General features: G+C 36.6%; 11 protein-coding genes. 7 read left to right on the top strand and 4 right to left on the bottom strand.

The features are described 5' to 3' along the window. Window positions 1–66 precede the first annotated feature (66 nt). The 4 genes from F3G70_RS01220 to F3G70_RS01210 all read right to left on the bottom strand — a co-directional run bounded on the left by F3G70_RS01220 (window position 67) and on the right by F3G70_RS01210 (window position 2,417). Window positions 67–354: a UPF0058 family protein gene (locus tag F3G70_RS01220; RefSeq protein ID WP_149730897.1), complete on the bottom strand. Its 288-nt coding sequence runs from the start codon at window positions 352–354 to the stop codon at window positions 67–69. Window positions 355–597: 243 nt separating this feature from the next. Continuing rightward, the gene (locus F3G70_RS01215) at window positions 598–1,308 is read right to left on the bottom strand and encodes a UPF0280 family protein (protein ID WP_149730896.1); all 711 of its coding nucleotides are present in this window, start codon (window positions 1,306–1,308) and stop codon (window positions 598–600) included. Window positions 1,309–1,368: 60 nt separating this feature from the next. Further along, on the bottom strand, window positions 1,369–1,533 hold the full coding sequence (locus F3G70_RS11950) for a hypothetical protein (protein ID WP_188118019.1): 165 nt from the start codon (window positions 1,531–1,533) through the stop codon (window positions 1,369–1,371). Window positions 1,534–1,595: 62 nt separating this feature from the next. Further along, window positions 1,596–2,417 carry a hypothetical protein gene (locus F3G70_RS01210; RefSeq protein WP_149730895.1) on the bottom strand — a complete coding sequence of 274 codons (822 nt, stop codon included), beginning with the start codon at window positions 2,415–2,417 and terminating at the stop codon, window positions 1,596–1,598. A gap of 210 nt (window positions 2,418–2,627) precedes the next feature. On the opposite strand from F3G70_RS01210, the gene comA reads away from it, so the two are divergent. From comA to F3G70_RS01175, 7 genes are all read left to right on the top strand, one after another. Continuing rightward, entirely contained in the window at window positions 2,628–3,398 is a 771-nt protein-coding gene (comA, locus tag F3G70_RS01205) for a phosphosulfolactate synthase (RefSeq protein ID WP_149730894.1), read from the top strand. A 22-nt stretch (window positions 3,399–3,420) separates the two neighbouring features. Further along, window positions 3,421–4,671, top strand: coding sequence for a methanogenesis marker 16 metalloprotein (locus F3G70_RS01200; RefSeq protein ID WP_149730893.1), 1,251 nt, complete (start codon window positions 3,421–3,423; stop codon window positions 4,669–4,671). A gap of 11 nt (window positions 4,672–4,682) precedes the next feature. Continuing rightward, complete coding sequence (hdrC, locus tag F3G70_RS01195; RefSeq protein ID WP_149730892.1) at window positions 4,683–5,285, top strand: ferredoxin:CoB-CoM heterodisulfide reductase subunit HdrC; 603 nt, start codon at window positions 4,683–4,685, stop codon at window positions 5,283–5,285. Then, window positions 5,282–6,223 (top strand): ferredoxin:CoB-CoM heterodisulfide reductase subunit HdrB, encoded by a 942-nt coding sequence (hdrB, locus tag F3G70_RS01190; protein ID WP_149730891.1) that lies wholly within the window; start codon window positions 5,282–5,284, stop codon window positions 6,221–6,223. The genes hdrC and hdrB overlap by 4 nt, the downstream gene beginning before the upstream one ends. After that, window positions 6,220–8,520 carry a ferredoxin:CoB-CoM heterodisulfide reductase subunit HdrA gene (hdrA, locus tag F3G70_RS01185; protein WP_149730890.1) on the top strand — a complete coding sequence of 767 codons (2,301 nt, stop codon included), beginning with the start codon at window positions 6,220–6,222 and terminating at the stop codon, window positions 8,518–8,520. The genes hdrB and hdrA overlap by 4 nt, the downstream gene beginning before the upstream one ends. A gap of 212 nt (window positions 8,521–8,732) precedes the next feature. Next, window positions 8,733–13,796, top strand: coding sequence for an Ig-like domain-containing protein (locus F3G70_RS01180; RefSeq protein ID WP_149730889.1), 5,064 nt, complete (start codon window positions 8,733–8,735; stop codon window positions 13,794–13,796). Between the two features lie 18 nt (window positions 13,797–13,814). Continuing rightward, on the top strand, window positions 13,815–16,270 hold a 2,456-nt coding region (locus F3G70_RS01175; RefSeq protein ID WP_149730888.1), incomplete at its 3' end, for an Ig-like domain-containing protein.

Raw genomic sequence — 16,270 nt, 5'->3', positions numbered from 1 at the left:
TAAATAAAAGTTTATATAATTTTTTGGTCATGGTTTTTGTGGTGAAAAAAGGAGAAAAGAAATTTTTTAAGCCATTTTAATTTCTTTTTCAGAGCGTGTAACCAAATCTGATAATGAATTGCGAACGTTATCAGGAATGGAGTTGTTGTCTTTGTCAGCTATTACTTCTGAAATAATCTTGCAAAGAACAAAAATTGCATGTTTATGTTCTGCTTTAGTTTTATGGATGTGGTGAGGACTTATTTTTAGTGAGATGTATTCGCTGCAATCGTGAGTAATTTTATCGTCTTCAGATAAGTATTTTAAAACATATACCAAAAATTGATGTAATTGTATCATTTCATCCTTGTACATAATAATCTAACCTTAAATTAAATAAAAATTGATTCAACATTAAAGTTGAATATACTTATAAAGTTTAGCTCTTTTTATTGAATATTAATAATATTATTTTTAATCATATTTAAAGATAAGTATTAATTCAAGTTCTTTAAATATAATGATTTTTATTTGTTCAAAATTGATTTAAATATGTAAATTGGCCTTATTTTTTTTGAAGTTATAATTGATTGTAAATTGTCTTTTAATTCGTATTAATTAAATATTAAAGTCTTTACTCTCCACGATTTTTGGCAATTTTCCAATGCTTCCTACATTTTCATCGGATATGATTAATACGCCTTCAAAAAATTCCTTAAAATTTTCACATGTTTCAAGCGCATTTGAAACTTTGCTTTCGCTGTCGGGGCCTGTAACGTCATTGGCTATTCTGGTTGCAAGACCGTCAGCCAGTGAAGGGCTTTTTGATAAAACTGTAACGCTGTCGGAGCTTCCGAAACTGATTGAATGGCCGATTTTTCCTGAAGACGTGCAAATTCCAAGCGGCCTGTTTCTTGCCTTTATTTCAAAGGCGATGTTGTTGCCTAAAATCTCGTTGTTTGAATAGATTCCGCATAATACTTTCCTATCATTAATAATGGCAATGTCTCCGCCGTTTTCCACAATGGAATATGTGGAATCCTTATTGATGAGATAATCCAGTGACATTTCGGAAATAGTTCCGGCAACGCAGGCCATAGGACCCACATCAGCCTTTTCGGATGATTCATACATCTTTAAAACAATGGGACTTAAATTATCAGAATCGTATTTTAAAGGTTCCAGAGAAAGTAAAAAGTCCCTGTTTTGGGAAATGTATCTTTTCAAATCGTTTCTGATGCTTAAAATGTATCTGCTTAAATTGTGCTCTTTTAAGTCAGTACTTAGGCGGATATGTGTCTGATCAATATTAATTTCTTCAAAATGCATATGTTATAAGTTATTTGTCTGGTTATTTTTAAATATTGCCTTTGGATTAGTTTAATTAACCTAGAGTTCTTCTACTGTTTTTAGGTCTAGTTTTGTTATTTTTGCGATTTTTTCATTTGACAAATCACCATATTTTTTGAGTTTTTTAGCTATTTCTATATTATTCTTATTGATTCCTTCGGATACTATTTTTTCTCCGTATCTTTGAAAGTAGGTGCATTCCATTTTTTTCTCCTTTTTGTGTTGGTTAATTTTGTTTTTTAGTGTGATGGTTTTTTTGATGGTATTTAGAGTTGTTCTACTGTTTTTAGGTCTAGTTTAGTTATTTCTGCTATTTCTGTATTTCCAATTTCTCTTTTTTTGAGTTTTTTAGCTATTTCTATAGCTTGTTTTTTAAGTCCTTCGGTTACTATTTTTTCTTCGTATCTTTGAAAGTAGGTGCATTCCATGTTAATCAATCCTTCCAATTCATGCATTTTTTCATCGTCTTCGCCGAAATAAATTGCTAAGATGATTTTTTGGCATTGTTTAATGTTAATTTTTTGTTCTTCAGTCAATGGTACGAAATTGGTTAATTCAAACATCTCCTCAGCCATTTCCTCATCGCTTCTTTGGTGGGAAGTGAACGGAAGAAAGACCAGGAAGAATAAGTCTTCACCAGTGATATCTCTTTGATTATACATTTTGTCTTTTAATGTATTTAAAATTTCATCCCCATCATATTCCCTTAAAAACTCACAGTCTGGAGTATAATGGATATTTTCCATTTTCAACTCCAAAACAGATTTGTCCTTGTCGCCTAAACTGATTATAAATGACCTAACATCTTTTTTAGTTATGTTGGCCAAGTCTGCGGAGTAAGCATTGTTTCTGTATAATGTTGATTTTCTGATATCTCCTGAGTGAAATTCAATATGGATTAACAAATCATCAACGGTCTGAATTAACATATCAACAAATTTGGATCTGTTGTCTATTGAAATGATTTCGGTTGATAGAAATTCCTTTACTTCACTGTCAATTTTTAGGAATTTCAGTGTTTCATTACCGAACGCCCTTGTAAATGTTTTCTGTAGCTTATCGTAAGGCTGTTGAATTTTTTTACTCATTTCAATAAACACTTCCAAATTAATTTTAACAATTATGTTATTTGTTTTTATTATTTAAATATTTTTACTTGCGTTTTATGGCAATTTAAGCCTTCTAAAGCAATATTGACCTCATCGGGTAATATTCAAAAACCCGGTAATAATACGAATAATTTAATAAGGAGGTGTATAAATTATTATTAAGAATTAATTTTTTGAGATTGTGATATTTTGAAAGCATTTGAATTTCTATTAAATAAACGTCCGGAAAAACCAAGAAGTAATGGTATTACTATGGTTTTGGATAAGGGTTTAGGACTTGAAACCGCAAGCAGCCTCATGGATATCTCAGGCGAATATGTTGATTATCTGAAATTCGGCTGGGGCACTTCAATAATTCATGATGAAGACATTATAAAAGCAAAGGTTGAAATGTATAAGGCTCACGATATTGTTCCATATACCGGAGGAACGCTTTTTGAACTGGCCTTTATGAATGGCAAGCTTGATGAATTTTTCACCCGAGCCCATAATTTGGGTTTTCCGGCCATTGAGATATCAGACGGATCAATTGAACTTGCCCGTGAAGATAAACTGGAATCCATCAGAAAAGCAAAGGATGAGGGCTTTGAAGTATTGTCTGAAGTGGGAAAGAAAAATCCCCTTCTGGATAAGGATTTGTCCCTTGACGAGAGAATCGAGTTTATGCAGGAAGAGCTTGACGCAGGTTCATCCCTGGTGATTGTAGAGGCAAGGGAAGGCGGCAAAAACATAGGCATCTTCGATTCGTCAGGAAATGCCAAGGATGATGAGGTGGACTGCATTTTAAGTAAAATAGACAATGATAAAATATTATGGGAAGCTCCTAACAAGGACCAGCAGGTTTATTTCATTTTAAAGCTTGGAAATATTGTCAATTTGGGAAACGTGTCAAGCGATGACATCACTTCTCTTGAAACCCTAAGGCAGGGCCTGAGGGGAGACACTTTAGGAAAGCTATAATATAATATATAATAAGAAGGTAATGACATTGCAAAGAAGCATTGAGGAAATCAATAAAAAAATTGAAGACGGCGAGGCCAACATCTACACCGCAGAGGAGTTTAAAAAACTCATTAAAGAGCAGAACGCTCCAAGTTTCGAGGAAGTCGATGTTGTAACCTGCGGAACGTGCGGCGTAATGAGCGGAACCGCAGCAATACTGAACTTTATTGTCAGCCCGCCTGGCGAATTCATAAGGGCGGAGAAGGTTTACTTTAATGGAGTTCCGGCCTTTGCAGGACCATGTCCGAATGAATGGCTGGGGGAAGTTGATGTAATACTGCACGGAACGACACACTCAATTGATGATGAAAATTACGGCGGAGGATTCCTTTTAAAGGAAATAATGGAAGGAAAATCCGTTGACGTGGTCGTTGAAAGCGTTGACGGCAAGACTATTGAAAACACGATAACGATTGATGACATCAACAGGGCTCAGATAGTGGGCTCACGCATGGCATTCAAAAACTATACGGCATTCACCAATCCCGGAAAAGCTCCCGTATCCTCAATATTTGCCGCAATACCTCTTGAAGGCAATTTCTCAGGTTTAACATTTTCCGGATGCGGAGACATCAATCCACTTCAAAACGACATTCCCCACAACGTCATTAATGAGGGCAAAAGGGTATTGCTTAACGGAGCCTGCGGATATATCCTGGGTGACGGCACAAGGTCAAATGCGGAAAAGCCAAACCTGATGATTTCAGCCGATTTGACTAAAATGAATCCATATTACTTCGGAGGATTTAAAACCTCACAGGGTGGTGAGATTTTCAATACCGTAGCCATTCCTATTCCGGTATTGTCCGAAAAGATTTACAATAATTTACTTATAACTGATGAGGACGTTAAGCTGCCTGTTGCTGATATTAAGGGCCGTCATTTGCCTTTGTGTGAAACAAATTATCATGAACTGTGGAAAGATTATGACCTGAGGCCAAAATACGATGAAAATAAATGCTCAAGCTGCGATGATTGTATTGTGGAAAGGGTATGCCCTACGAATGCCTTCAGCAAGGGAATTGACTTGTCCAGATGTTTCGGCTGTGGAATGTGTGCAAATTTCTGCAGGCACGATGCCTTTGACATGAATACCGGTGACGTTAATCTGGAAATCGACAAAAGAGAAGTTAATGTTCCTATAATCTGCAGGCAATCAGACAGGCTAAGGGCAAATAAGCTGGCTTTGGAACTTAAGAAAATGATTAAAAATCAGGAATTTAAATTGTGAGGTAATTTCAAATGACTTCAAAACAGAACCTTGACGATTCACCGATTGATTTTGCAGAGCAAATCATTAGAGACGTCAAGAACTCAAAAGAGGAAGGAGTATTGAAATGCGTGCAGTGCGGAATGTGCACGTCAACGTGTCCTGCAGCAAGGCATTCCGACTATAATCCCCGTGACATCATTGAAAGGGTTCTGGAAGGCGACACTTCCATTTTAGCCGACGATTTAATCTGGAACTGCTTTTACTGCTATACCTGCCACAGCGTATGCCCTGTCGGAAACAGTGTCTGTGAAGTCAACCAGATTCTAAAGCAGATTGCAATATCCAATGAAATCGGCTACGATAAGCTCTACGAATACATGGGATTTGCGGATTCATACTTCACGGCAGCCATAGGAGCCATTCCGGAGATATTTTTCGAAGACATCGGCCGTGATGTTCCAGGATGGTGGGAGTTTAGAAACAACCTTGCCGACATTCGCGAAGAGCTTGAACTGGACCCTCCGCTAATGCCTCCGAAGGATGTAATTGATGAGGTAAGCCATATTTTAACGATAACTGGATTTAAGGATAAAATTGAAAAGATAAGAGCTTCACAGGAGGCGGAAAAATGAAATCCATACCTGATAAGGATATCCTGCTTTTCAGGAGCTGTCTTGTAAGTGTTGAATATCCTGGAATTGAAGCGTCAACCAAATTCGTTTTCGATAAGCTTGGAATTGACTATGAAATATCTGAAAAGCAGACGTGTTGCACAGGTTTAGGCCATTATTCAGATGTTTTCAATCAGATTGACACATCAGCTATTGGTGCACGTAATTTTAAAATAGCCAAAGAACTTAACAGGCCAAATCTTGTAATGATGTGTGCTACATGTTATGCAATCAACAAGAAATCAGTCAAATTATTGAACACCAAGGATGATTTGAGAAATCACATTAATCAGCTGTTTGAGGATAACGGTTTAAGTCATTTGAAATATGAAAAGGATGACTTGAAACCGACCGAAAACATCTTTCATGTAGTAGATATCCTTTATGCAAAAAAGGATGAGTTTAAAAACCATATAAAGTATGATTTGAGCGGTTATACGATAGCAACCCATCATGGATGTCACTATTGCAAGGTTCACTATGAAGACACCATTGCAGGCTTTAGAGATCCAAATATTTTAGATGAGCTAATAGAGGCATGCGGATGCAAGACTATCGGATGGTATGACCACAAAAGGGCTACCTGCGGAACGGGCTTTAGGCAGAGATATTCCAACCCTGATTTGTCATTTACGGCCACTGCAGACAAGATGAACGCCCTGGGCGATGAGGACGTTGAGATTCTGGTTCATCTATGTCCTAACTGCCATATCCAGTTTGACCGCTATCAGCATTTAATCGGCGAGAGGGAAGGCAGAAAATTCAGGGCAATACATTTGAATATTGCACAGTTCATTGCAATTGCGATGGGCGGTGATTTTGATAAGGTAATCGGTGCCAAGGCCCATACCGTACCGATTGATTCAGTAATAAAGGAATTGAAGGAGGTTAGCGAATGAGAAATGATTTGAAAGTTGGCGTGTTTTTATGTGAATGTGGAGGAAATATTTCAGATACAATCGATTTGGATGAAGTCAGAGCCTCCCTTGATGTTGAATTTGTTGGGCAGTTCGAGAACTTATGTTCCCTCAATGGCCGTAAGATTATCCGTGATGCAATATTCGATTACGACCTTGACCGTGTTGTTGTAGCGGCATGTTCACCGATAAGCCATGAAAAGACATTTCAGGATTACGTAAAGCCTCTAAATCCTTACCTGATGGACATGGCCAATGTACGTGAACAGTGCTCATGGGTTCATTCCGATTCAAAAAAGGCAACCCACAAGGCAATAACGTTAATTAACGCCTCAATCGAAAAGGTTAAGCAGTCAGATGCGGTCGATCCGATCTATTGCCAGACTCCCGATGACGTGGCAGTTATCGGCGGCGGAATTGCCGGTATGAACGCTGCTTTATCATTGGCAAAGCAGGGAACCAAAGTCACTCTGATTGAACAGTCACCGTCAATCGGAGGACACATGGCCAAAATCGGTAAGGTTTTCTCCCCTGTAAAGATTGCTGAAGAGTGCGGAATGTGTCTTTTGAATCCTATCCTTAATGAACTTGTCTGGAATGACAACATTGAGGTTTTAACCAATGCAAAGGTAATTGAAGCCGAAAGGCGTGCCGGAACATACAATTTAATCGTTGAAAAGTCACCGAGGTATGTCGATACCGAAAGATGTATCGCATGCGGAAAATGCGCACAGGCATGTGAAGTTGAAGTTCCCGATGACTGGAATGATGGATTATCCATGAGAAAGGCAATATACAGACCATTCGGTCAGTCATATCCTGAATCTTATGTAATTGATATGGATAACTGTACAAAATGCAGCAATTGCGTAAAGGTCTGCAATATGCGTGCCATAAAGCTTCGGGGCAGAAGCGAAAAGATACCTCTCCAGGTAGGTTCAATCATTGTTGCAACCGGCCATAAGCTATTTGACATGGATAAAAGACCAGAATACGGATATACCCGCTATGATGATGTTATAACACAGTCAGAATTGGGTCGTATCACAGGAGTTAACGGTCCGACAAAAGGCAAACTCCTCAAATCCAACGGCGAAGTTCCGAAAAGGGTCGTGATGATACAGTGCGTAGGTTCAAGGGATGAAAAGCCTGACGGACACAGGTACTGCTCTAAAATATGCTGTACAGTCGCCCTTAAAAATGCAAATATCATCAAGCATAAGAATCCTGATACCGATGTCGTAATATGTTATACCGATGTTAGGACTCCCGGAATGTTTGAAAAGTACTATAAGCATACTCAGGAAAACGAAGTTAGATTTATCCGTGGAAGACCTGGTGAGGTCGTTAAGAAAGGGGACAGCTTCATAGTCAGAACTGAAGATACCCTTAAAGGTGATTTCATTGAAATCGAAGCCGATATGGTGGTATTGTCAACTGCCATGGAGCCTTCAGACGGTACCCGTGAAATCGCCGAAATCCTGAATATAGGAACAACCGAAGACGGATTCATTAAGGAATCACATCCCAAAATCAAGCCGGTCACAACAGACGTTCAGGGAATCTTTGTCTGCGGAACCGCACAGGATCCAAAGGACATTACCGAATCCATAATGCAGGCAACAGCCTCAGCATCAAAGGTTTGTGAATATAACTACGGTGGTGTTGAAATCGAGCCATTCATTGCAGAAATCGACAAGGAAAAATGTATACTTTGTGGAGACTGCATTGAGAGATGCAAGTACAAATCCATGAGCATTCAGGATGATGAGGTCTACATTGACCCGATGGCCTGTACAGGATGCGGAAAATGTCTGGTCGGATGCATGCAGAAAGCAATTCATGTCAACGGTAACATCGATGAAAAGATTATGGCCACAATCAATGGCGTTTTAGCCAAAAAACAGCCTGATGAGCGCATGATTTTGGTCTTTTTAGATAATATTGGCTACACTGCGGCAGACAATATTGGAGTAAACAGATTATCCTACCCTGAATCAATTCATATCATAAAGGTAATTTCGGTTAATCGAGTAAGGCCGAACCACATTAAGTATGCCTTGGAAAACGGTGCTGACGGCGTATTCATTGGTGAATTTCCTGGTGATTTGATGTACGATGAGGTTGAACGTAAAGTCGAGAGGGTTAAGGAAACTTTAAGTGAATTAAATGAGGATCCTGAAAGAATAATGTTTTCAAAAGTTTATATTCCATATTTCACTGGACTTGCACGTAAATTAACGGATTTCGACAAAAAAATCGAAGAATTAAATCTTTGATTTTTATTCATTTTTTTTTCATTTTTTTTTACATTTAAGATTATTTGTTCAATTCAGCTTTTTTTTCCAATATCTATATATATACTTAAAACATATATTAAAGACATTAGCAATTGTAATATTTTATTATAATCTGTTATAATAAGTTATATATTGGGGGTTTATTTATTAAATTCAAAAAATTGATATTGATTTGTTTAGTAATTTGTGTCATGATGTCTATATCTAGTGCATCGGCTACACATAATGATGAACAATTGACTGAAAATTTAACAGCCAATATTGATGCCGGCAACATTGATATTTCTGCTGATGACATTAAAATTGACGAAATATTATCATTGTCTCAAGAGGATGATGATATCTTAACTGCATCCGGAACGTTCACTAATTTATATGATGATATACGTACTGCTTCCGGTCCGGTTATTTATTTGTATAAAGATTATGAATATACTAGTTCTTATATAAGTGGTGTACCCATTACCAAGTCAAATGTTATAATTGACGGTCAGGGATATACGATTGACGGAAAGAATTCCGCCAGAATATTCCAGATTGCATCAACGTATCAAAACATAACATTTAGAAACATTAATTTTGTAAATGGTTATTCTACGGGTAGTGGAGGAGCCATTAATGCACAAACTACAATTAATATAATAAACTGTACATTTGACTCAAATTCCGTTTCTTCTACTTCAACTGGTGGGGGAGCGGTTTATATAAAATCTAGAGAGGATAGTCTGGTAACTATCGCTGATTCTATTTTTAGAAATAACACTGCTAATGTATTTGGTGGTGCTATTCAAATAGCTTCGCCTACTAATTATCAACATGGATATGATGTTAACATTGAAAATTGTACTTTTGCGGATAATTCAGTATCCACTGATGTAAATGAGAGGGGTGGTGGAGCTATAATAATTAATAAATATGTTAGAGTAAATATTACCTCTTCAAAATTTGTAAATAACTCCGCTCCTACTTCTGAAGGTGGATCCATTAGATATTCCGGACCATTGACAATCAGAGATTCTGAATTCTATTCAAATCATGCGATTCATGGAGGAGCCTTATGTTTTGGTCAAGGCGAGCTTTTAAAAATTTATAATTCTGTATTTGAAAATAATTATGCGACAAGCGAAGGTGGAGCAATTAAATCTCGTGACTATGAAATGGAAAATGTAAATTTCACAAATAACACTGCCGGTACATTTGGTGGTGCGATTTTGTCCAGATCAGGTGTTTCATCTCTTACGAATGCAAACTTTGACAGCAACACCGCAGTGGATGGGGGTGCTGTTTACCTTCATCGTGATTTAAGTAGATTGACAGTTTCAAATTCCCTTTTCACTAACAACAATGCTACCAACAATGGTGGTGCAGTCTATTCAAACACACCAAACTGGGTATCCATGACGGGACCTACATTTGAAACTAACAGGGCTAATAAAGGAGGAGCTGTCTACTTTGCAAATGGTAAATTTACTTTATCTATTTCCAATTTTAAAAACAATAATGCTACTGTTGAAGGTGGGGCAATATATGTCGCATCCAACGGTCAAGTTTATAATTCCGTATTCACAGATAACGAGGCTGTATTGGGTGGAGCTATATATTGGAATGGTGCCGAAGGTAAAATCCAAGGATCAACTTTCAATTCAAATGACGGTATAACGGGCAGATCCATTTACTGGAGAGGAAACTCAGGAATCATTGAAAACAGCATTTTCTATGACACAGTCGCTCATTTGGGTTCCGTTTACTGGTATGGTAATGACGGATTAATCGAATCTTCCACATTCTCAGGAACCAAGGGGGTTTATATTGACGAACATGCTTCCCTAACTTTAAAGTCCAATAATCAGTTTGGTCCGAAAAACGGCGATTATGTTGTTTATAACAATGGTACTGCCAGCTTCAATTCAAACAATTTCGATAGTTTAATCCTCAACAACGGAACTATCACATCTCAAACTTATGTAAATTCTTTAAACAATAAAACGATATTAATCAATACAAGCAGCATGATAATCCATACTGCCGTTTTGGATGATAACGGAAACTACATTAAAGTGAATAATAGTGTAATTAACGTATATGATTCCGCTAATTTGACTACAACATTCAACAATACCCATTATGTGTCCTATATCAGCAATATTGCTCTTGGAGAGCATGTTGTCACTTCTTTAGGATATGAAAACTGTGGTTTGGCAAATTGCCATGTTGGAACCGGTGGAATTATTTATTTATTATTAAATCTGACAATCAACCAAACAAACTATGGTGAAAAGGTAGTATTTACAACAACTGTTGTCAACACTACATACAATGGTACAATTGATTTGGCTGTAAACGATATTCATTATAATGTAACTCTTATTAATGGTACTGCTGTATTAACATTATATAATATGGCTCCAAATACATATAATGTAGTTGCATCATATCATGAGTATAATCAAACTGTTTCTGCAAATATGGAAATTGAGGTACAACTTCGTAATTCAACTATAATTGTTAATGCATCTGATATATACTATGGTGATATAGCTACTATTACCGTTAATACTACTAATGGTACTACTGGTAATGTATTCCTATTTGTAAATAATGATATGTATATTGTTAAGTTAGTAAATAGTACTGGTTTAGTTAATCTATCTGGCTTAGCTGGTAATAACTATACTGTATATGGATATTATTCTGGTAATGCATACTTTAGTGACAGCTATAATTCTACTAAATTTACTGTATATAAATATCAGCCTGAAATAAATATCACTACTACTGATGTTAAAGCAGGTGAAATAGCTACTGTTAAAATAGACTTAAGTAAGGATATTACTGGTAAAGTACTTGTTGGTGTTGATGATAAGGTATATACTTTTTACAATAAATCTTCCATTGTCATATATTTAAGTAATTGTACTGCAGGTAATACTAGTGTAAGGGTACATTATTTAGGTGATGATAAGTATTATGAAGCTAATAAGACATCTTCATTTTTAGTAAGTAAGAAGAACATGACCATTATTATTCAAACTGCACCAATTACTGTAGGTGCCAATGAAACCATAAGTGTTATCCTTCCACGTGATGCACAAGGTATTGTTTTACTTGATGTTAATGGAACAAGATATTACGGCTATGCCAATAACACTGTAGCTACATTCACTATAAGTGATCTTCCAAGAGGTCTCTATAACGTAATTGCTACATATGCAGAAGATGATATATATAACACAGCTACAAATACATCATCTTTCATGGTAAATTATGTTGCCGAATATTCATTCAATGTAACTGCAACAAGTGATGAAGACTTAAATGTATATGTCAACATCTCACTTCCGAAAGATATTGATGGAGATGTTTATGTTGAAATAGATGGCAAGAACTACACTGCACATATGAGTAAAGGTAAAGATACTGTCATCATTCCAAATCTTTTAAGTGGTAAATATGACGGTATAGTATATCTGGTAAATGATAGTAAATATATGAATGGTAACAGAACATTCACTGTCAACCTTGAAAGGGTATCTCCGAATATGATTGCTGAGTATAATCATACGATATATGTTGATGACGATGCAATAATAACAGTAAAGATTGATGATGAAGCAACAGGTAACATTACCTTAAGAATAAACAATACCAATTACACTGCAGAAATTGATAGGGGACTGGCTACTTTCAACATCACAGGTTTGGAATGGAATACCTATCGGTTCAATGTAACTTATGAAGGAAACAGAAAATTCCTCCCTGCTAAAAAGGAATATACCTTGGAAGTCAGTAGAATCCACAATTATTACTCAAATTTAGTCGCTAAAGACATATATGTCGGTGATAATGCGACGATTATAATCACTTTCGAAGATGATACAACAGGAAACGTAACATTGCTGATTAATGGTTCAAAATATAACATAACCCTTAAGAATGGAACCGGTTCCATAAACATTTCAGGATTGCCTGTTGGAAAATATTCGATTAACGCAACATACGGTGGAGATAGGAAATACGAGCCATACAACAGGTTATTTGAAGATTTCTATGTAAGAAAAATCATCAACTATGATTTCATACCTAACGGAGTCGCAAATGCTACTCATGCAAACATTACAGTAACTTTCCCTGCTGATGCAGACGGTCATGTTAACATTACTATAAATGGCCAAACATATATAGGTGTTCCTGTTAAAAATGGGCATGCTAATTGTACTGTTGGCGGTTTGTCTCCAAATACTAAGTATCCGGTTAAAATAGACTACAGCGGAAACTATAAATATGAACCGGGATCAAAGAATATCACCTTAAACAGTAATAAAACTTCTGATTATGTCTTTATTGTTAAAGGGGACGATATTCACGTCGGTGACATTGCTTATGTGGAAGTATATTTACCTAACGCTACCGATGGTGATCAGGTAACCATTAAAGTTGGAAACAGAACTCTTGAATATGCAAGCGTAGTTAACGGAACCGTATATCACCCAGTTATCGGCTTGGCTGAAGGTGAATACTTCTGTACTATTACCTATTTAGGAAATGACAAGTATGAAGAATCCGCGAAATCCGGAAACCTTTATGTATCCAAAATATCATCCTACAAGTTTGACGTTGAAGCAAACGAACCTAAAGTAGATGAGAACTTAACTATTAATATTCAATTGCCTACCGATGCGACAGGTAACGTAACCGTAACTGTAAGCATTAACAACACAAACTACACAGCAAATGTCACAAACGGCTCCGCTCGCGTTATCATTCCGGGCTTGCCTCATGGAGTATACAATACGACCGTATTCTTCTCAGGTGATGACAAGTATCATAACGGAACCAAAGTAATTGAAGTAATCGTTAAAAAGGTTTCTGAATATCCGTTCACGGTAACTCCAACTGACATTTTCGTCGGTCAAAACGAAACAATCAGAATCACCTTGCCAACAGACGTTTCAGGCAACGTAACAATAACGATTGACAATACCCCATACGTTAATCAGGTCGTTACAGTTGTAAACGGAACGGGCTGGTTTAATGTAACTGGTCTTGCTGAAGGTCAATATCAGTTATCAGTATCATTAACTGATGACAGGAAATATGAAGACGATACTGTTTACGGAAACTTCAAGGTATCCCCTGTAAATGATTATCTCTTTAACGTAACCGTAACTGATCCGAATTACGTAAGGGACAACATTACATTCACCGTCAAATTGCCTACTAATGCAACCGGAAACGTAACAGTTACAATCTTCTAGAAGGAATTCAAGGGAGAAGTGAATAATGGTGTGGCCGTTATCAACATAACCGCTCCATATTACGGTACATTTCCATATTTAGTAAGCTTTGAAGAAAAAGGAAAATATGCTTTAAAAACTCAAACGGGTTCCGTTGTAATTTCCAAACTGGACGTTGTTTTGGATCCTGAATACAAAAACCCTGTTGAAGTGGGAGAAAACGTAACGTTTAAAGTTCAGTTGCCTAAAGATGCAACAGGAACTATTACATTTGTTTCACGTGGTGTTTCTACAACCAAAAATCTGGTAAACGGTTCAGCTAATTTAACGATTATTGGATATCCTGTAGCACAGCAATACTCCCCGTCAATTTCATACAGCGGAGACGACAGATATAACCCTGCCAGTTTAGCCTTAAACATTACTGTAGTTAAGGTAAAAGACTACATTTTAGACTTCAACGTATCCGACATTAACGTCGGCCAAATTGAAATTGTCAACATTACCCTTCCTGAGGATGCAACCGATGACGTGCTGATTTTCGGAAACTTCTCTCAAAGAACATACTCGCAAGCGATAAACAAAGGTTTTGTATCATTCAATATCGCCGATTTGGCTGCCGGAACATACAACATTACAGTATTGTATCAAGGTTACAATAAATATGAAAGCAAAAACCTGACTAAAACATTTAAGGTAAGTAAAGTCAATTCCACAATAGCCATTGAATTTGTAAACAACACTATTGTTGTAAGTGTTCCTAAGGATGCGACTGGAAATGTATTAATCAACATAAAGACTACAATCAGTAAAAACGTAACGATTGATAACGGCAAAGCCACTTTGGATGTCAGTAATGTTTATCCGGGTCCATATGTAGTTTATGTCAATTACTACGGCGACGGAAAATACTTTGCAAACACTACGAGCAAATCAATTGTTATTCCTCCAACAAATGACTATTTATTAAACGTAACTGTTGAAGACATCATTATTGGCGAAAACGCAACAGTCATTGTCAGACTTCCGAAAGACGCAATAGGATTTGTGAATATTACAATCGATAAGGGCAATCCTCAAAAGGCTGAAGTTAAAAACGGAATCGCAACATTGAATGTCCCTGATTTAAAGGTTGGAGACCATGATGTTTCAATCAATTTCACTGATGCAAAATATCGGTTTAAATCAAATTCAACTGTATTTACCGTATTTAAAATCAAAACAGTTTTATCTCCTTCAGTCAGCATAGAAAACCGATCAGTTAATATTACCGTATACATAACTGACGGCGCAACCGGAAATATCACAATTTATGTTGATAATGTTCCTCATTCCTGTGAAATCATAGGAAATAAAGCTGTTTTACCTATTGAGCTAATGCCTGGAGACCACAGTAGTCGTGTAAATTATGCAGGTGATGAAAACCATACTGATGCAATCACTTCCGCATTTATCATTGGCATTGATAAAATTAGCGATTATGAACTGTCAATCGATTTGGAAAATTTGATTACTGTAATTGAAAACAATACCATTACAGTTACTTTCCCTGAATATGCAAAAGGTGAAGTGACCATTTATGTCAATGGAGAAGAATTTGATGTCACGATTAATACAAATACTCATAAGGCAGTTTTAATACTTCCATGGATGAAAGAAGGTAATTACACAGTTTACGTTCCATATTCTGATAGTATATATGACTTTAAGGAAGCAACCAACAATTTTACTGTAATTAAATTAAATACTACTGTTGATGTTGATGTTGATGACATAACAAAAGACATGTCTGAAATCATCAATATTACCTTAAATGAAAATGTAACCGGTGAAATGTTAATTAACGTAAGCGGAACTGTATACTACAAATATCTCGAAGGAGGAATCACCAATTTAACATTAAGCAACCTTGAAGAAGGTGTCTATAATGTCACTGTAATGTATCTCGGTGATGATTTCTTCAATGAAAACTTCGCAGTGGTCAATTTCACGGTTTACAAATTAACTACAGATATAATAATCAACGCTTCAGACATTATTGTAGGTCATAATTTAGACATGACTATAACATTGTCAAGCAATATTACGGATTTAATCATTGTGGATGTGGGCGGAACTAACTACACCACTTTTGCATATAAAGGAATAGCTAATTTAACCGTAAGCGGATTGGCTGCAGGCGATTATAACATTACAGCATACTATGCAGGTGACAATAATTATTATCCTGCCACCAATGTCACTAATGTCACTGTATTCAGTAAAAAATCATCTAACATTACAGTTAGTGTTGCCGACATTACAGTTGGTGACAACATCACCGTTAATGTGAACACTTCCGAGCCTATTAATGGTCCTGTTTATGTAACTATTGCTGGTGTCGCCTATACTGAAACGTTAGTTGACGGTAAGGTTAGTTTCAATGTTTCAGACCTTATTGCCCGTGATTATCATGTTTCTGCATTCTTCATGGGTGATGATGTCTATGATTTATG

It is taken from the genome of Methanobrevibacter millerae, from assembly GCF_900103415.1.
In the GTDB taxonomy this organism is placed as follows: Archaea; Methanobacteriota; Methanobacteria; order Methanobacteriales; family Methanobacteriaceae; genus Methanocatella; species Methanocatella millerae.
The sequence above is the reverse complement of the archived record's forward strand: the minus strand, read 5'-3'. Positions and strand labels throughout refer to the sequence as shown.